Below are 16,514 nucleotides of genomic sequence, written 5' to 3' on the forward strand. Positions count from 1 at the left end.
ATCGTGAGATTCCTGTCCGATCCCTGAAGGGACCGCCGTTGCGTACGACGATCCTGATCACCTCCCCCGACCGGTTCAGAGCTCCCGGACTCGAGCTCTTCGACCTCCCGCCGATCTTCGCCGGCGGACCGGCCTGGCTCACCAAACCCGTCCTGGTCGCCCTGCTCTGCTCGGTCCTCGTCATCGCCCTGTCGTGGGCCGCCTTCGCCCGGCCGAAACTCGTGCCACGCGGCTGGCAGAGCTACGGCGAGTACGTCTACGAGTTCGTCCGCGACCAGGTGGCCCGGCCCAACCTGGGCAAGGACGCCGACCGGTGGATGGGCTTCCTGCTCAGCCTGTTCCTGACCGTGATGGCCTGGAACCTCATGGGCGTCATCCCGTTCGTCCAGTTCCCCGTCGCCGCGCACATCACGTTCCCGGCGACGCTGGCGCTGCTCGTGTACGGCATCAAGATCTACCTCGGCGTCCGGCACCACGGCCTGATCGGCTACCTCAAGGGCATCGTGATCCTGCCGGGGCTGCCCGGCTGGGCCTATCCGCTGTACGCGCCGCTCATCCTCGCCGAGGTGTTCTTCCTGTCACTGTTCACGCACCTCATCCGGCTGTTCGCGAACATGTTCGCCGGCCACATCCTGCTGGCGTTCTTCAGCTCCGTGGGCTTCTGGTTCCTGTTCGAGAAGCTCACGCCGCTCGGCGCCGGGATCGGCGTGGTCGGCGTGCTCATGACGATCCTGCTGACCGCGTTCGAGATGTTCATCCAGTTCCTGCAGGCCTACCTGTTCGCCATGCTCGCCGCCATGTACGTGGCGAGCGGCCTGCACGGCGAGCACTAACGGATGACGCGGGCGGCCAGCTTGCGGTGCTCCGGCGAACGCAGCACCTGGGCCGCCCGCTTCGCCGACGCCACCGGCGCCTCCTGGAGCAGGCCGCGAGCCTGCTTGAGCTTGAGCAGCCGGGTGACCGACTGGTCGAGCCGCTGCTCGGAGATCCGCCCGTCCTTGACCGCCGCCAGCACGGCGCCGTAGGCCTTCGGCAGGTCGTACGGCATCAGCAGCAGGTCGGCGCCGGCCAGGACGGCGCGGACGGCCACCTCCCCGTCGCCGTACTTCTTGCGCACGCCCTCCATGTTGAGCGCGTCGGTGGAGATGACGCCCTTGAAGCCGAGCTCCTTCCTGAGCAGCCCGGTCAGGATCGGCTTGGACAGCGTCGCCGGGTCGCCCGACGGGTCGAGCTTGGGGAAGACGATGTGCGCGCTCATCACCGCGTCGACCCCGGCCGCGATGGCCGCCCGGAACGGCGGCGCGTCCAGGCGCTCCCACTGCGCGCGGGTGTGCTTGATCACCGGCAGGCCGGTGTGGCTGTCGATCCGGGTGTCGCCGTGGCCAGGGAAGTGCTTGGCGGTGGAGGCCACCTTCGCGTCGCCGAACCCCTTGACGGCGGCGGCGACCATCTTGGCCACCTTCGCCGGGTCGTCGCCGAAGGCGCGCGGGCCGATGACCGGGTTCTTCGGGTCGATGTTGACGTCGGCGACGGGCGCGAAGTCGAGGTTGACGCCGAGGGCGCGCAGCTCCTCGCCGGTGGCCCTGGCCACGGCCCGCGACAGGCCGGTGTCGCCGGTCGCGCCGATCTGCGAGGCCCCGGGGAAGCGCGTCATCAGCGCCGACATCCGCGACACCAGGCCGTTCTCCTGGTCGGTGCCGACGAGCAGCGGCAGCCCGGACGCGCGCTGCATGCCGTTGGTCAGCTCGACGACCTGGGCCGTGGTTCTGACGTTGGCGGGGAACAGGATGACGCCGCCGAGATGGTATTTGCGGATCACCTTGGCGGGCGTCTGGGCGCCGTAGCGGGCCTGGTTCTCGCCGGAGACGGTGTCGGCGGCGGTGCCGTACAGGACGGGCATGAAGAGCTGGCCGACCTTCTGCTCGGTGCTCAGGCCCGCCAGGACCCGCTTGACCGGGTCCTGGGCGGACGGCGGCGCGGAGGTGGCGGGCTCGCCACCGGTCGCGGGCGGCTGGGCGGACTGCTGGGCGGACTGCCGCGCCGGCGGCGCCGCGGTCGCCGCCCCGCCGCCGCCGCTGCACGCCGCCAGGGCGATCGTCAGGACGCTTGCCGCACCGATCCGTCGAACCATGAACACCACCGTATCCACGCGGCGACGTGCCCGTGCCGGACGACGGCCAAAAGTTGCTACAGCCCCAGCGCCTCCAGCTCCGTCAGGTGGGCGCGGGCCGCCGCGCGGGCCCCGGCCGCCGTCGTCGCCGCCCTGGCCGACTCCGCCGCCGCACGGCACTGCTCCAGCGTGTGGTACGCCAGCGCGGCCCGTACGGCGGGCAGCGCGGCCGGCCCCATCGACAGGGACGCCGCGCCGAGCCCCGCCAGCACGCAGGCCAGCCCCGGATCGGCCGCCGCCTCGCCGCACACGCCGCCCGGCTTGCCCGCCTGCGCCGCGGCGGCCAGGAGGCCGGCGAGCAGGTCGAGCAGCGCCGGCTGCCACGGGTCGTGCAGCTCGCTCAGCGCGCCGAGCTCGCGGTCGGCGGCGAAGGCGTACTGGGCCAGGTCGTTGGTCCCGGCCGAGACGAAGTCCACCTCCGCCACCAGGTCGCGGGCGCGCAGCGCCGCCGCCGGGACCTCGATCATGACGCCCGCCTCCGGCAGGTCGGCGGCCCGGCACGCGGCGGCGAACCACCGGGCCTCCTCGGCCGTCGTCACCATCGGCGCCATCACCCGCAGCCGCCCCCCGCTCCCCGCGCCCGCCGTGGCGAGCGCGTCGAGCTGCGTCTCCAGCACCTCCGGGTGGGCCCGCAGCAGGCGCAGCCCGCGCTCGCCCAGCGCCGGGTTCGGCTCGGCCGAGCCGGGCGGCAGGAACGCCAGCGGCTTGTCGGCGCCCGCGTCGAGCGTCCGCACGATCACCGGCCCGCCGGGGAACGCCTCCAGCGCCGCCCGGTAGGCGCGCTCCTGCTCCTCGGCGCCCGGAGGCTCGGCGCGGCCCAGGAAGAGGAACTCGGTGCGGTAGAGGCCGACGCCCTCGGCGCCGCAGGAGCGCGCCGCTTCGAGGTCGGCCGGGCCGCCGACGTTCGCCAGGAGCGGCACCGGGTGGCCGTCCTTCGTCCGCCCCGGGCCCGTGACCCGGTCGATGGCGGCCTGCCTGGCGGTGTCGACGCTCTCCGCCCTGGCCACGTCGGACTCCGTCGGCCGCGCCCGTACCTCTCCTGAGGTGCCGTCGACCAGCACCTCGACGCCGGGACGCAGCGTCGTCGCGCCCGCGCAGGCCACGACGGCGGGCACGCCCAGCGCCCTGGCCATGATCGCGGTGTGGCTGGTCGGCCCGCCCTCCTCGGTGACGAACGCGGCCACCGCGTGGCCGGACAGCAGCGCGGTGTCGGCGGGCGCCAGATCGTGCGCGACCAGCACGTACGGCGTGTCGCCCGGCGGCGGCAGGCCGGGCAGCTCCTGGCCGGTGAGCTGGGCGATCACCCGGTCCCTGAGGTCGTCGAGGTCGGCCGCCCGCTCACCGAGGTAGCCGCCGACCCCCTCCAGCACGTCCCGATATTTGGTGAAAGCCTCGTGCACGGCCCTGGGGGCGGCCGTACCCCGGTCGATCAGCGACCTGATCTTCACGACCAGCCCGGGGTCCTCCGCCATCAGGGCCTGTGCCTTGAGGATCTCGCGGGCCTCGCCGCCCGCCCGGTCACCGCGCGCCTCAAGCTCGCCCGCGACCTGCGCGAGCGCCATGACCGCGCGTTCCTTCTCCTGATCCGCGTCTCCCGCGTGTGTGGCGCCCTCGGGGGGTTCGGGCACGCGGGCGGTCAGGAGGTACGCGGGGCCGTGCCCGATGCCCGGGCTGACCCCCACCCCCCGCAGGTTCACGGCGTGGAGGCGATGCTGGCGAGCTGGTCGAGAACCTCCTCGGCACCCTCGCCCTCGGCCGTGATCACGATGGTCTCCCCCTGCCGGACGTCCAGCGCCATGATCTGCAGGATGCTCTTGCCGTTGACCGGCTCGCCGCCCGTGACCTTGGCGACGCGGATGTCCATCGGGGCTTTCATCGCCGTCTGCACGAACGTGGCCGCGGGCCGGGCATGCAGCCCCACCTCCGCCGCCACGGTCGCCTTGCGCTCGCCCATGAACCCTTCCTTCCCTCTTGCTACGTCCATCGAAAAAGCTCGTCGCCCGCGTGCACGGCGCCCCGTGCCACGTCCGTCACCGCTCCGGCGACCGCGTCGAGAGCCACCACCGGGCAGACGGGCGAACGCCCGCCCGCCTCGACGGCGGCCGGATCCCAGGACACCACGGGCTGCCCGGCGCTCACCCTGTCGCCTTCGGCGGCCAGCAACTGGAATCCCTTTCCCTTGAGCTGCACCGTGTCGATGCCCAGATGCACCAGCACGCCTTTGCCGTCATCTCCTACGATGACGTACGCATGCGGGTGCAGTTTCATGATTTTCCCAGCTATGGGGGCAACAGCCTTCCCCGGGCCCCGCAACGGGTCGATCGCCGTTCCCGGCCCCACCATGCCTGCCGAGAAGACGGGGTCCGGCACCGCCGCCAGTCCCACAGCCGCCCCCTCGACCGGGGCGAGAACAGTCGTCATGGTCTCGCCCTCTTAGCCGATGATGTCCTCGATGTCGCTGGCGATGGTGTCGGCCTCCGGCCCTACGACGACCTGCACCACGTTGCCGGCGGCCATGACACCGTGGACGCCGGCCGCCCTGAGCGCGGCCTGGTCCACCTTCGTGGCGTCGGCGACCTCCGTGCGCAGCCGGGTGATGCAGGGCTCGATCTCGATGATGTTGTCGGCACCGCCTAGACCGGCGATGATCGCGTTCACGTCCGCCGCCATCCGGTCCTCCTCGTCATGACTCTGCGACCAGGCTAAACGACGCTGCGTGATCAGTCCGTCTGGGTCACCTTGTTGAGCCCGCGCGGCGCGTCGGGGTCGATGCCCAGCCGCCTGGCCAGCGCCTCGGTCAGCAGCTGCCCGGGGACGATGAGCCCCATCGGCGCCAGCCACTCCGGCAGGTCCGGGCCGTTCAGCGCGGCCGTGCCCGCCCGCGCCAGGCCCTCGCCGCCGCCGATCGTGAACGCCGCCGCGCCCGCCGCCACGACACGCTCGGCCAGCGCCACCGTGCCCTGCAGCGTCGGGCTGTTCTCCGCCGCCACCAGCAGCGCCGGGGTGTCGGCGTCGACCACCGCGATCGGCCCGTGCAGCAGGTCCGCGTACGACAGGCCCATCGCGTGCAGGTAGCAGGCCTCCTTGAGCTTGAGCGCGGTCTCCAGCGCCGTCGAGAACGCCATCCCGCGCCCCGACACCACCACGCCCGGCTTGTCCGCCAGCCCCTCCACGACCGCGTCCAGGTCGCCCGGCTCGGAGATCAGCTTCTCCACCGCCTCCGGCACCCGCCGCAGTTCGTCGGCGTCCACCTCGGCGCCCAGGCCCAGCGCCAGCACGGCCAGCGCGGCGAGCTGCGTGGTGTAGGTCTTGGTCGCCGGAACGGCCTTCTCCTCGCCCGCGAGCGTGCACAGCGCCAGGTCCGCCGCCTGCGCCAGCGGGCTGTCCTCGCCGCCGTTCGTGACCCCGACGGTACGGGCGCCGCAGTCCTTCGCCCAGGCCAGCGTCTCGACGATCTCCTCGGTGCGGCCCGACTGGGAGATCGCGACGGCCAGCACGCCGTCGAGGTCGAGCTTGCGCTTGTACGTCGTCGCGATCGACGGCGCCGCGAGCGCGGACAGCCTGCCGGCGTGCGACTCGACCAGGTAGCGGCCGTAGACGGCGGCGTTGTCGGAGGTGCCACGCGCGATGAACAGCAGCTGGCGGGTCTGCTCGCCCAGCGCCTTCACCTCGCCGACCCTGGGGAGCAGGGAGTCGAGCGTGGCCCGCAGCGCCTCGGGCTGCTCGGCGATCTCGCTGCGCATCTTGGTGGTCATCTCGTGTTCATCCCTCAACTGTTACCGTTCGGACTTGACCCTGTTTTGCGTCATGTGGTGGTCTAGTCCGGACTAGACCAGTACGAACCATAGCCCATGACCCAGGTCAGATCGAGGGGAGGATCCGTGGCACACATCGATCCGGACAGCCCGGTGCCCAAGTACTTCCAGCTGCGCGAGATCCTGCTCGACCTCATCGACAGCGACGAGCTCAGCATCGGCGCCGCGATCCCGTCCGAGCGCGAGCTCTGCCAGCGGTTCGGCCTGTCCCGCATGACCGTGCGGCAGGCCGTCGACCATCTCGTGTCCGAAGGGCGCCTGCACCGGGTGCCGGGCAAGGGCACGTTCGTCGCCCGGCCCAAGATCGAGCTGGCGCTCCAGCTCACCTCCTTCACCGAGGACATGCGCGCCCGCGGCATGGTGCCCGGCTCGCGCGACCTCGACCGGCGCGTCGTGCGCGCCAGCGCCCACCTGGCCAAGGAGCTCGGCATCCAGCCGGGCGAGGAGGTCCACTTCATCGAACGGCTGCGCACCGCCGACGGCGAGCCGCTGTCCATCGAACGGGCGCACATCCCGGTCAAGCTCGCCCCCGACCTCGCCGAGCACGACCTGTCCGGCCGCTCGCTCTACGAGCTGCTGGAGAGCCGCTACGGCCTCGTCATGGACGCCGGCGAGCTCACCATCGACGGCGGCATCGCCGACCCGAGCGATGCCGACCTGCTCAAGCTGGCCCGCGGCGGCGCCGTCCTGCTGCTGCAACGGCGCTCGTTCTCCGGCGGCGTCTGCGCCGAACTCGGCGTCTCCACCTACCGCGCCGACCGCTACCAGCTCCGCACCATTCTGGAAATGCCCGCAAGACGGGGTTGAGGGCCCGACCCGGAGGGACGCCCGGTGAACGAGACCACCGCCGCCCGGCCTTCGCCGTTAGCACGCGTGATGAACGTGCTCCAGCGGATGGGCCGTTCGCTCATGCTGCCCATCGCCGCCCTCCCCGTGGCCGCGCTGATGGTCCGCTTCGGCCAGTCCGACATGCTGGGCTCCAACGGCGCCGAACCCGGCGGCCTGGCCGACGTCGCCGGGTTCGCCTGGATGAACGACGTCGCCCTCGTCATGGAGGCCGCCGGCGACGCCCTGCTGGAGAACCTGCCGATGCTCTTCGCCGTCGGCGTCGCCATCGGCTTCGCCCGCAAGGCCGACGGCACCACCGGCCTGGCCGCCGTCGTCGGCTACCTGGTCTTCGACCGGGTCACCAAGGTGATGTTCGCCGGCTCCGGCATCCGCGACACCGTGATCATCCGGGAGGCCCAGGACCAGGGCGTCGCCGAGGTCATCAACTTCGGCCTGCAGAACCCCACCAAGGTGCTCGGCGGCATCCTCATGGGCCTGGTGACCGCCCTGCTGTGGCAGCGCTTCCACCGGATCAAGCTGCCCTCCTGGCTCGCCTTCTTCGGCGGGCGGCGCTTCGTCCCGATCATCACCACGCTGGCCGCGCTGGTGCTCGGCGTGGTCATCGGCTGGGTGTGGCCCATACTCGGCGAGTGGATCGGCCACGCCGGCGAGGCGCTCACCACGCTCGGTCCGCTCGGCACCGGCATCTACGGGCTGATCAACCGGCTGCTCATCCCGCTCGGGCTGCACCACTTCGCCAACTCCATCGTCTGGCACGTGGTGCCCCAGTGCGACGTCGGCGGGCGCGCCCTCGGCGGCGACTGGAACTGCTACTTCGCCGGCGACCCCACCGCCGGGGAGTTCATGGCCGGGTTCTTCCCCGTCATGATGTTCGCGCTGCCCGCCGCCGCGCTCGCCATGTGGCGGGCCGCTCCGGCGCACCGGCGCACGGCCGTGGGCGGCATCATGCTGACCGCCGCCCTCGCCTCGTTCGTCACCGGCATCACCGAGCCCATCGAGTTCGCGTTCATCTTCGTCGCCCCCGTGCTGCTCGTCGTGCACGCCGTGCTCACCGGCCTCGCCATGGCCCTCACCACGCTCATCGGCGGGCAACTCGGCTTCGGCTTCTCCGCGGGGCTGCTCGACATGCTGCTCAACGCCAGCAAGTCCAACACCCAGAACGTGCCCGGCATCCTCCTGCTCGGCGTCGTCTACGGCGTCGTCTACTACGTCGTGTTCAGCTTCCTCATCCGCAAACTCGACATCATGACCCCCGGCCGCGAGCCGGAACCCGACGTCGACTCCGGCGAGCCCCGCGCCCCCTAGCGCCGTTCTCCCCCCGCGCCCCTGGCTCCGTTCCCCGCGCCCCCTAGCGCCGTTTTCCCCGCCCTCCCGCGTGGTAGGAACCGACCGACCCCCGTGACGTGCGGGGGGATGCATGACCAGCAAGGGCGGCTCGGCGTTCGCGGTGCTGCAACGCGTCGGCCGCTCGCTCATGATGCCCATCGCCGTCCTGCCCGCCGCCGGCCTGCTGTTCCGCTTCGGCCAGGACGACCTGCTCGGCAAGGACGGGCTCGGCGGCACCTGGCCCTGGCTGCTCCCCGTCGCGAACGTGCTCGCCGCGGCCGGCGGCGCGCTCTTCGACAACCTGCCGCTGCTGTTCGCCATCGGCGTCGCGATCGGCTTCGCCCGCAAGGCCGACGGCTCCACCGCCCTGGCCGCCCTCGTCGGCTACCTCGTCTTCGACCGCGTCACCAAGACCCTGTTCTTCGAAGCGGGCAGCGGCGCCGTCTACGACCGTGTCATGATCACCACCGTGCGCGACGGCGCCACCGCCCCCGCCCTCGACCTGGCCGCCGCCAACCCCACCGGAGTCCTCGGCGGCATCCTCATCGGCCTGGCCGCCGCCCTTTTGTGGGAGCGGTTCTACCGCATCAAGCTCCCCTCCTGGCTGGCCTTCTTCGGCGGGCGCCGGTTCGTCCCCATCATCACCGCCGTCGCCGCCCTCCTGCTCGGCGTCGTCCTCGGCATCCTGTGGCGGCCCGTCGCCGACTGGCTGGCCGTCGCCGGCGACTGGCTCTCCGCCCACGGCACCGCCGGAGCCGGCATCTACGGCCTCGCCAACCGGCTGCTCATCCCCTTCGGCCTGCACCACGTGCTCAACACCATCGTCTGGTTCACGCTCCCCGAATGCCGCGCCGGCCAGCACGGCGCCACCCGCGACGCGGCAGGCGACCTGAACTGCTACTTCGCCGGGGAGCAGGGCGCCGGCATCTTCATGACCGGCTTCTTCCCCATCATGATGTTCGGCCTGCTCGGCGCCGCCATCGCCATGTGGCGCGCCGCCCTCCCCCACCGCCGCGCGGCCGTCGGCGGCATCATGCTCTCCGCCGGGCTCACCTCGTTCATCACCGGCATCACCGAACCCCTGGAATTCGCGTTCATCTTCGTCGCGCCCGCCCTGTTCGCCGTGCACGCCGTGCTCACCGGCCTGTCGATGGCCCTCATGGCCGAACTCGGCGCCCGCCTCGGCTTCACCTTCTCCGGCGGCGCCATCGACCTGCTCCTGAACGCCAGCAAGTCCAACACGCACCGGATCGACCTGATCATCCTGGCCGGGCTCGCCTACGCCGTCGTCTACTACGCGCTGTTCATCTTCCTCATCCGCGCCCTGTCGCTCCCCACCCCCGGCCGCGAAGTTGAGGACACCCCCGACCGGCCCCCGGCCTGACCCGAAAAGGCTGCGGCACCGCTCCAGCTTCCCGCGACCTTCTACGCCCGCCGCCCCATACCCGGACACGCTCCGGACAAGTTGGCGGCCGATGTATCTGCCGGCCGTGCCGAAACCTCCTAGTACCGATCTGTCGCCCCCCTTGATGGAGGACCCATGCCCTCGCACGACACCCACGGATCGCTCGCCCTCACCACCCTGGTCTGGGGCGCCCCCGGTGCCCTGCCCGACGAGCGGCGGCTCCGGCAGCTCGGCCAGGCCCTCGCCGAGGTCCTCGCCGGCCGCCGGCCGCCCGAGACCCTCATCGACCGCCTCACCGACCGCGCCTACCGCGAACTGGTCCGGGCCGGCCGCATGATCGACTCCCCCCGGCCGCCGTTCGTCGGCGTCCCCCACGTCAAGGAGCCCCGGGACGGGGCCATCGAGATGTGCCTGCTCGTCCACTGCGGCGACCGCGCCCGCGTCCTCGCCCTCCGCCTGGAACGCCGCGGCGTCCAATGGCTCTGCACCGACTTCGAAACCGCCTGACCCCACCCGGCGCCCCGGGGCAGCCTGCGACCGCACTGCCCCTGAGCCACCGCGCCCCACCTCTCCGAACCAGAGTCGGGCGCTCCCCTCCGGTCCCGGCCCACGGGGGAGCGCCCACGGGCCCGGCCCGCAGGTGCGCCTGAAGGGGACCGCCCGCAGGATCCGGCTCGTGGGAACTCCCGACCCAGGGAGCCCCACCCTCCGGACCCCCACCCCCGAACCCCGACCCGTGGCCGGGACACGGGGCTCGGACGCCCCGGGCCCGGCCGGGGTGGCGTCGGCCTTTCGGGGTGGGCCCGGACGCGGAGCAGCCCCCGCCCGGGAGGGGCGGGGGCTGCTCGAGGTCGTGCGTCAGGCGGCGTTCTTCGGGTCGCCGTGGCAGCGCTTGTACTTCTTGCCGGACCCGCACGGGCACGGCGCGTTGCGCTCGACGTTGCCGTAGGCGGCGCGCTCGGCGGCGGTGCTGACCCGGGTGCGCTCGACGTCACCCTGCTCGCCCGGCGCCGTGTACTCCAGCTCGGCCGGACGCTCGGGGCCGCGGAGCCCGCGGGCGATGATGGACCGGGTCTCGGTCATCATCGGGTCCTCGACCTCCTCGACGATGGGGTTCTCCTGAACCTCCACCTCAAGGTTGAACAGGAACCCGACCGAGTCCTCCTTGATGCCTTCGAGCATCGCGGCGAACATCTCGAAGCCCTCGCGCTGATACTCGATCTGCGGGTCCTTCTGCGCGTAGGCCCGCATGCCGATGCCTTCGCGCAGGTAGTCCATCTCGTAGAGGTGCTCGCGCCACTTGCGGTCGAGGACGGAGAGGATGACGCGGCGCTCCAGGTCGCGGGTCGCCTCGGCGCCCCACTCCTCCTCGCGCCTGGCGTACGCCTCCAGCGCGTCGGCCTTGATCCGCTCGCTGATGATGTCGGCGGTGAGCTCCTCGCGGGAGCCGACCTCCTCGACCAGGTCCTCGAGCTTGAGCGAGACCGGGTAGAGGCCGGCGAAGGCCTTCCACAGCTTGTCGAGGTCCCACTCCTCGGCGAAGCCCTCGGCGGTGGCGCCGGCGACGTAGCCGTCGATGACGTCGCCGATGAAGCCGCGCACCTGCTCGTGCAGGTCGGCGCCTTCGAGGACGCGGTGGCGCTCGGCGTAGATGACCTTGCGCTGCCGGTTCATCACCTCGTCGTACTTGAGAACTTCCTTGCGGATCTCGAAGTTCTGCTGCTCGACCTGGTGCTGGGCGGAGGCGATGGCCTTGGAGACGATGCCGGACTCGATCGGCTGGTCGTCAGGGATGTTGAGGCGCGTCATGATCATCTCGACCCGGGCCGAGTTGAACAGGCGCATCAGGTCGTCGCCGAGCGACAGGTAGAAGCGCGACTCGCCGGGGTCGCCCTGGCGGCCGGAGCGGCCGCGGAGCTGGTTGTCGATGCGGCGCGACTCGTGGCGTTCGGTGCCGAGCACGTACAGGCCGCCGAGCTCGCTGACCTCGTCGTGCTCGGCCTTGACCTGGGCCTTGGCCTTCTCCAGCGCCTCGGGCCAGGCCTTCTCGTATTCCTCGGGGGTCTCGATCGGGTCGAGGCCGCGCTGGCGCAGCTCGGCGTCGGCGCGGAACTCGGGGTTGCCGCCGAGCATGATGTCGGTGCCTCGACCGGCCATGTTGGTGGCGACGGTGACGGCGCCCTTGCGGCCGGCCTCGGCGACGATCGCGGCCTCACGCGCGTGGTTCTTGGCGTTGAGGACCTCGTGCGGGACGCCGCGGCGCTTGAGCGCCTTGGACAGCCGCTCGGACTTCTCGACGGAGGTGGTGCCGACGAGGACGGGCTGGCCGGCCTCGTGGCGCTCCTTGATGTCGTCGACGACCGCATTGAACTTGGCGTCCTCGGTCTTGTAGACGACGTCCGGCTGGTCCTTGCGGATCATCGGCCGGTTGGTGGGGATGGGCACCACGCCGAGCTTGTACGTCTGGTGGAACTCGTTGGCCTCGGTGACGGCGGTGCCCGTCATGCCGGCGAGCTTGTCGTACAGGCGGAAGTAGTTCTGCAGGGTGACGGTCGCCAGGGTCTGGTTCTCGTCCTTGACCTTGACGCCTTCCTTGGCCTCGATGGCCTGGTGCATGCCCTCGTTGTAGCGGCGGCCGTGCAGGATGCGGCCGGTGAACTCGTCGACGATCAGGACCTCGCCGTCGGAGACGATGTAGTCCTTGTCCTTCTTGAAGAGCTCTTTGGCCTTGAGCGCGTTGTTGAGGAAGCCGACGAGGTGGGTGTGCTCGGGCTTGTAGAGGTTGTCGATGCCGAGCCAGTCCTCGACCTTGGCGACGCCGTCCTCCAGCACGCCGACGGTGCGCTTCTTCTCGTCGACGATGTAGTCGCCGGTGCTCTCCTCGCCGGGGTTCTTGGCCTCGACGCCCTTGCGGAGGCGCGGAACGATCTTGGCGAACTCGGCGTACCACTTGCCGGACTGCTCGCCGGGGCCGGAGATGATCAGCGGCGTACGGGCCTCGTCGATGAGGATGGAGTCGACCTCGTCGACGATCGCGTAGTTGTGGCCGCGCTGGACGCACTCGTCGAGCGACCAGGCCATGTTGTCGCGCAGGTAGTCGAAGCCGAACTCGTTGTTGGTGCCGTACGTGATGTCCGCCTGGTACTGCTTGCGGCGCTCGTCGGGCTGCTGGCCGGAGAGGATCATGCCGACCTCGAGGCCGAGGAAGCGGTAGACGCGCCCCATGTTCTCGGCGCCGACCTTGACCAGGTAGTCGTTGACCGTGATGACGTGCACGCCTTTGCCGGAGATGGCGTTGAGATAGGCGGGCAGAGTACAGGTCAGGGTCTTGCCCTCACCCGTCTTCATCTCGGAGATGTTGCCCATGTGCAGGGCAGCGCCGCCCATGATCTGCACGTCGAAGTGCCGCTGACCGAGCACGCGGCGGGCCGCCTCGCGTACGGTCGCGAACGCTTCGGGAAGCAGATCGTCAAGGGACTCGCCCTCGGCGTAGCGCTGCTTGAACTCGTCCGTCATCGCGCGCAACTCCGCGTCGGACAGGCTCGTGAAGTCGTCCTCGATGGAGTTGACCTGGTCTGCGATCCGCTTGAGCTTGCGCAGAGTCTTGCCCTCGCCGGCACGTAGGATCTTGTCGAGAATGGCTGCCACTTTATGTAAAGCTCCTCGCAGGTCTACCCCGGCGGCGCCGCCAGGAGGAGAGGCCGAGACAAACTTCCCCGGTTGCCATCGTAGGCGGTTCTGCAACCAGACACAGCCACCGTGACGACAAGGGCGCGGACCACGTCTGGGAGAATGGGGGTCAGGCAGAGAGTATGCCGGTTGACAGCCGGTTCGCACCGATTAACGGGATTTCCGGCAAAGGAAGGATTTGTCATGGTTGAGGGGAAGAAGTCGGAGCACACGGAGAACCTCGGCAGCCACGGCGGCCGCGCGTCCTCGTGGCTCGCCGTGACGGTGATGCTCGTGGGCACCATCGTGGGCGGCTTCGGTCTCACCGCCGCCAACTGGCCGATCGTGTGGGTCGGCGTCGGGCTCTTCGTGGTGGGAGGCATCCTCGCCCTGGTGTTCGACATCTTCACCGACGTCGTGATCGACGCCCCCCGGGTGGGCATGCGCGCCGAAGACCACCGCTGACGCCCGAGGCCCCTCCCTCGGGCCGATCCGTCCCCGCACCGGGCATCGAACTTTCTGTCGGTGCCCCTCGCTAGCATTCCGGCATGCTTCGCCGTACGGAATCGCCCCGATGACCGCCTTGACCCCCGACGAGGCGCGCCGGCTCATCCTGCGTGCCCAGGGCTTCGTGGGCGCGGACGCGCGCCGGGGCGGGCCGCACGCGATGCTGCGGCGGCTCGGCGCCATCCAGCTCGACACGATCTCGGTGCTCGCCCGCTCCCACGAGCTGGTCGCCTACGCCCGCCTCGGCGCGGTCGGCCGGCAGACCGTCGAGCGGGCCTACTGGCACAATCCCGCCCAGAGCTTCGAATACTGGTGCCATGCCGCGTGCATCCTGCCCATCGAGCACTGGCCGCTGTTCGCGTTCCGCCGCCGCGCCTACCGTGAGCGCCGCTTCCGCTGGCACGAGGTGCCCGACCACGTCGACAAGCTGCTCCAGCAGGCCCGCGACTCCGGCCCGCTGACCACCAGCGACGTCGGCGGCGCCAAGAACGGCGGCCCCTGGTGGGACTGGTCCGAGTCCAAGATCGGCCTGGAGTGGCTGCTCGACATCGGCGAGCTAGTCTGCGCCCGCCGGGTCGGCTGGCGCCGCGTCTACGACGTCGCCGAGCGCGTCGTCCCCGCCGAGCTCCTCGACCAGGACCTCACCGACGAAGAGTGCATCACCCGCCTGGCCGCCGTCGCCGGCCGCTCGCTCGGCGTCGCGACCCGCGGCGACCTGATCGACTTCCTCCGCCTCACCGGCCGCCACAGCGCCATCCTCGACGAGGCCCTGCGCAGCGGCGCCGCCGGCCTGGTCCCCGTACGCGTCGCGGGCTGGCCCGCCGCCCCCAAGGCCGCCGGGTCCCCCAACGCCTGGGCCGACCCCGCCCTCCTGGAGTCCGAGACCCGTGGCCGCCACCGCACCACGCTCGTGTCTCCGTTCGACTCGCTCATCTGGCACCGGGGCCGCACCGAGCGCGTCTTCGGCTTCAACTACCAGCTGGAGCTGTACGTGCCCAAGCACAAGCGGGTGCACGGCTACTTCACCATGCCGGTGCTGGCCGGGGGCCGCCTGATCGGCCGGGTCGACCCCGCCCGCGAAGGCTCCACCCTGGTCGCCCGCCAGCTCAGCCTGGAGCCCGGCCTGACCAGCGCCAAGTGGGTCGACGCGCTGCGCGACGCCCTGTGGTCGGCGGCCGAATGGGTGGGCTGCGACGCCGTCCGCGTCGAGCGCACCGACCCCCCGGAGCTCGCCCCGCTGCTGACGATGACCGGCGGCGCCTGATCGGGGCCGCCGGCGCCCGGAAATGGCCGGTTCCCGAACCGTGGGATAGTCTGGAGGCACCGAGGACATCTCGCGCGTTGGCACCCAGGTCGGCGAGGCCCCCGGCGAAGCACCGCGATCGGTCCCGCCCCGCGGGATCGGACAGGGCAGGCGAGCATGACGCCGACGCTCACTTCTCATCCCGCGCCGGACCTCGGCGCACGCCGTCGCCACGACTGTCCCACTCGCTGCGGCAGACCAGGGTTTCACCGGCCCGCCCGCTGAGGGGCCACCACGAAGGCCCGCGCCGTCCTCAGAGCCGGATGGAGCGCATCGCCCGACCGGGCGACGAACCGCTCTCCGGCTCCCGGCAGCTCATCCCATCTCGCATCTCCGAACGGAGACACCATGCAGCTTCTCGAAACAGCATCGATCAACACGACCCCGATCAACACAGCCCCCATCAACGGCGTCGGCTCGTCCGCTCCCACCGTCCTGCGTCTGTCCGGTGAGATCGACCTGTTCACCAGCCCGGCGCTGCGTCAGCGCCTGTTCAACGCGCTCGACCACAGCACCGGCGTGCTCGTCCTCGACATGTCACAGGTGACCTTCTGCGACGCCGGCGGGCTCGCCGTGCTCATCGGCACGCAGAGCCGCGCCAAGGCCCGTGGCATCACGCTCACCCTGACCGGGCTGCGCCCGTTCATGACGCGGCTGCTGCGCGTCTCCGGCCTCTCGGGCCGCTTCCCGACCCTGCCATGACGGCGGCCGTCAGCGCGGCGACAGCACGAGAACCGCGCCGTCGGCGGTCCGGGCGCCCAGGCGCAGCCGCAGGCCGTTGATCCTGGCGGGCGCGTCCGGCCGTACGGTCAGCGCGCCCACGTCGCGGCACTGCCCGCCGTCGCAGACGCTGCTCAGGCTGACGCCCGTGCCCTGCACGCTCAGCGACCCCGACGACCCGCGCAACTCGATCCGCACCCCGCCGTCGCCGTCACCGTGTCCGTTGCCGTCTCCGTCTCCGTCTCCGTCTCCGTCCAGGGATGCGACGGTGAGCTGGTCCACGCCGTGCCGCCCGTCCAGGTCGAGGGCGTCCCCGGCCTTCACCACGACCTCGCACTCCCCGTCCCGGCAAGCGGCCAGCTCATGCCCGTCCGCGGCCGTACCGGACAGACTGCGGTTCTCCCCCGGGGAACGGACGGGGCCGCCACCCTGCACGGTGGCACCGGACGACCCCGCCGACTCCGAGGTCGGGGCCGGAGGGTTGGCGGCGGAGCAGCCGGTGAGGGCCACCAGAGCGGCCGCCACAGGAACCACCAGGGCGACCGCCGCGGCTCGGGCGGGAAGGGCCGGCGCGGGCGCAACGGCGGCTCCACAGGCCGAAGCCTCGGGCCTGAGGGAAGCGGCGGGGCGGGGGCAGGCGGGCATGGGGCTCCTCGGGCCGGGGCGCGGGTGGAGGGGCCCGGGTCGCGTGCGGCCCTGCCGCCTCCACCGGTGTCGTGCCCGGCCGCCAGGGGGTGCGCCCGCCTGGGG

General features: G+C 71.5%; 16 protein-coding genes. 8 read left to right on the plus strand and 8 right to left on the minus strand.

The window, feature by feature from the left end; translation table 11 throughout:
- Nucleotides 1-38 precede the first annotated feature (38 nt).
- A complete protein-coding gene (gene atpB, locus KME80_RS01990) occupies nucleotides 39-833 on the plus strand; it encodes a F0F1 ATP synthase subunit A (RefSeq protein ID WP_219499561.1) in 795 nt (264 codons plus the stop codon).
- Here the strand turns inward: atpB and nagZ are convergent.
- From nagZ to KME80_RS02020, 6 genes are read right to left on the minus strand one after another with little or no spacing between them, the layout of a single operon-like run.
- A complete protein-coding gene (gene nagZ, locus KME80_RS01995) occupies nucleotides 830-2,131 on the minus strand; it encodes a beta-N-acetylhexosaminidase (protein ID WP_219499563.1) in 1,302 nt (433 codons plus the stop codon). The two genes, atpB and nagZ, sit on opposite strands and share 4 nt — an antisense overlap.
- A gap of 56 nt (nucleotides 2,132-2,187) precedes the next feature.
- Nucleotides 2,188-3,867, minus strand: a complete 1,680-nt coding sequence (gene ptsP, locus KME80_RS02000) for a phosphoenolpyruvate--protein phosphotransferase (RefSeq protein WP_308125579.1) — start codon at nucleotides 3,865-3,867, stop codon at nucleotides 2,188-2,190.
- On the minus strand, nucleotides 3,864-4,124 hold the full coding sequence (locus KME80_RS02005) for an HPr family phosphocarrier protein (RefSeq protein WP_219499565.1): 261 nt from the start codon (nucleotides 4,122-4,124) through the stop codon (nucleotides 3,864-3,866). The genes ptsP and KME80_RS02005 overlap by 4 nt, the downstream gene beginning before the upstream one ends.
- 20 nt (nucleotides 4,125-4,144) lie before the next feature.
- Nucleotides 4,145-4,591, minus strand: coding sequence for a PTS sugar transporter subunit IIA (locus tag KME80_RS02010; protein WP_219499572.1), 447 nt, complete (start codon nucleotides 4,589-4,591; stop codon nucleotides 4,145-4,147).
- Between the two features lie 12 nt (nucleotides 4,592-4,603).
- Nucleotides 4,604-4,840, minus strand: a complete 237-nt coding sequence (locus tag KME80_RS02015; RefSeq protein WP_049564709.1) for a PTS sugar transporter subunit IIB — start codon at nucleotides 4,838-4,840, stop codon at nucleotides 4,604-4,606.
- Nucleotides 4,841-4,890: 50 nt separating this feature from the next.
- Nucleotides 4,891-5,925, minus strand: coding sequence for an SIS domain-containing protein (locus tag KME80_RS02020; protein ID WP_219499574.1), 1,035 nt, complete (start codon nucleotides 5,923-5,925; stop codon nucleotides 4,891-4,893).
- 126 nt (nucleotides 5,926-6,051) lie between these two features.
- Here KME80_RS02020 and KME80_RS02025 point away from each other — a divergent pair, with 126 nt between their 5' ends.
- The 4 genes from KME80_RS02025 (at nucleotide 6,052) to KME80_RS02040 (ending at nucleotide 10,072) form a co-directional block, all read left to right on the plus strand.
- Nucleotides 6,052-6,792 (plus strand): GntR family transcriptional regulator, encoded by a 741-nt coding sequence (locus tag KME80_RS02025; RefSeq protein ID WP_308125580.1) that lies wholly within the window; start codon nucleotides 6,052-6,054, stop codon nucleotides 6,790-6,792.
- A 24-nt stretch (nucleotides 6,793-6,816) separates the two neighbouring features.
- Entirely contained in the window at nucleotides 6,817-8,139 is a 1,323-nt protein-coding gene (locus KME80_RS02030) for a PTS transporter subunit EIIC (RefSeq protein ID WP_308125581.1), read from the plus strand.
- A gap of 112 nt (nucleotides 8,140-8,251) precedes the next feature.
- Nucleotides 8,252-9,544, plus strand: a complete 1,293-nt coding sequence (locus KME80_RS02035; protein ID WP_219499578.1) for a PTS transporter subunit EIIC — start codon at nucleotides 8,252-8,254, stop codon at nucleotides 9,542-9,544.
- A gap of 156 nt (nucleotides 9,545-9,700) precedes the next feature.
- Nucleotides 9,701-10,072, plus strand: coding sequence for an Rv3235 family protein (locus tag KME80_RS02040; RefSeq protein WP_219499580.1), 372 nt, complete (start codon nucleotides 9,701-9,703; stop codon nucleotides 10,070-10,072).
- A 351-nt stretch (nucleotides 10,073-10,423) separates the two neighbouring features.
- Here KME80_RS02040 and secA read toward each other — a convergent pair whose 3' ends face one another.
- Nucleotides 10,424-13,213, minus strand: a complete 2,790-nt coding sequence (gene secA, locus KME80_RS02045; RefSeq protein WP_219499582.1) for a preprotein translocase subunit SecA — start codon at nucleotides 13,211-13,213, stop codon at nucleotides 10,424-10,426.
- Nucleotides 13,214-13,438: 225 nt separating this feature from the next.
- On the opposite strand from secA, the gene KME80_RS02050 reads away from it, so the two are divergent.
- The 3 genes from KME80_RS02050 to KME80_RS02060 all read left to right on the plus strand — a co-directional run bounded on the left by KME80_RS02050 (nucleotide 13,439) and on the right by KME80_RS02060 (nucleotide 15,746).
- Nucleotides 13,439-13,699 carry an HGxxPAAW family protein gene (locus KME80_RS02050; protein ID WP_219499584.1) on the plus strand — a complete coding sequence of 87 codons (261 nt, stop codon included), beginning with the start codon at nucleotides 13,439-13,441 and terminating at the stop codon, nucleotides 13,697-13,699.
- 109 nt (nucleotides 13,700-13,808) lie between these two features.
- Complete coding sequence (locus KME80_RS02055; RefSeq protein WP_219499599.1) at nucleotides 13,809-15,005, plus strand: winged helix-turn-helix domain-containing protein; 1,197 nt, start codon at nucleotides 13,809-13,811, stop codon at nucleotides 15,003-15,005.
- A 387-nt stretch (nucleotides 15,006-15,392) separates the two neighbouring features.
- Complete coding sequence (locus tag KME80_RS02060) at nucleotides 15,393-15,746, plus strand: STAS domain-containing protein (protein ID WP_219499601.1); 354 nt, start codon at nucleotides 15,393-15,395, stop codon at nucleotides 15,744-15,746.
- Nucleotides 15,747-15,755: 9 nt separating this feature from the next.
- On the opposite strand, the gene KME80_RS02065 is transcribed toward KME80_RS02060, so the two are convergent.
- A complete protein-coding gene (locus KME80_RS02065) occupies nucleotides 15,756-16,289 on the minus strand; it encodes a hypothetical protein (RefSeq protein ID WP_219499603.1) in 534 nt (177 codons plus the stop codon).
- Nucleotides 16,290-16,514 lie beyond the last annotated feature (225 nt).

The organism is Nonomuraea ceibae (genome assembly GCF_019396325.1).
Taxonomy (GTDB): Bacteria; Actinomycetota; Actinomycetes; order Streptosporangiales; family Streptosporangiaceae; genus Nonomuraea; species Nonomuraea ceibae.

Bases quoted from the DNA above. Each gene is read 5' to 3' on its own strand.
- KME80_RS02040 (WP_219499580.1), top strand. From the start codon at position 9,701: ATGCCCTCGCACGACACCCACGGATCGCTCGCCCTCACCACCCTGGTC.
- KME80_RS02055 (WP_219499599.1), top strand. From the start codon at position 13,809: ATGACCGCCTTGACCCCCGACGAGGCGCGCCGGCTCATCCTGCGTGCC.
- nagZ (WP_219499563.1), bottom strand. From the start codon at position 2,131: ATGGTTCGACGGATCGGTGCGGCAAGCGTCCTGACGATCGCCCTGGCG.
- KME80_RS02060 (WP_219499601.1), top strand. From the start codon at position 15,393: ATGCAGCTTCTCGAAACAGCATCGATCAACACGACCCCGATCAACACA.
- KME80_RS02050 (WP_219499584.1), top strand. From the start codon at position 13,439: ATGGTTGAGGGGAAGAAGTCGGAGCACACGGAGAACCTCGGCAGCCAC.
- KME80_RS02015 (WP_049564709.1), bottom strand. From the start codon at position 4,840: ATGGCGGCGGACGTGAACGCGATCATCGCCGGTCTAGGCGGTGCCGAC.
- KME80_RS02010 (WP_219499572.1), bottom strand. From the start codon at position 4,591: ATGACGACTGTTCTCGCCCCGGTCGAGGGGGCGGCTGTGGGACTGGCG.
- KME80_RS02035 (WP_219499578.1), top strand. From the start codon at position 8,252: ATGACCAGCAAGGGCGGCTCGGCGTTCGCGGTGCTGCAACGCGTCGGC.
- KME80_RS02005 (WP_219499565.1), bottom strand. From the start codon at position 4,124: ATGGGCGAGCGCAAGGCGACCGTGGCGGCGGAGGTGGGGCTGCATGCC.
- KME80_RS02020 (WP_219499574.1), bottom strand. From the start codon at position 5,925: ATGACCACCAAGATGCGCAGCGAGATCGCCGAGCAGCCCGAGGCGCTG.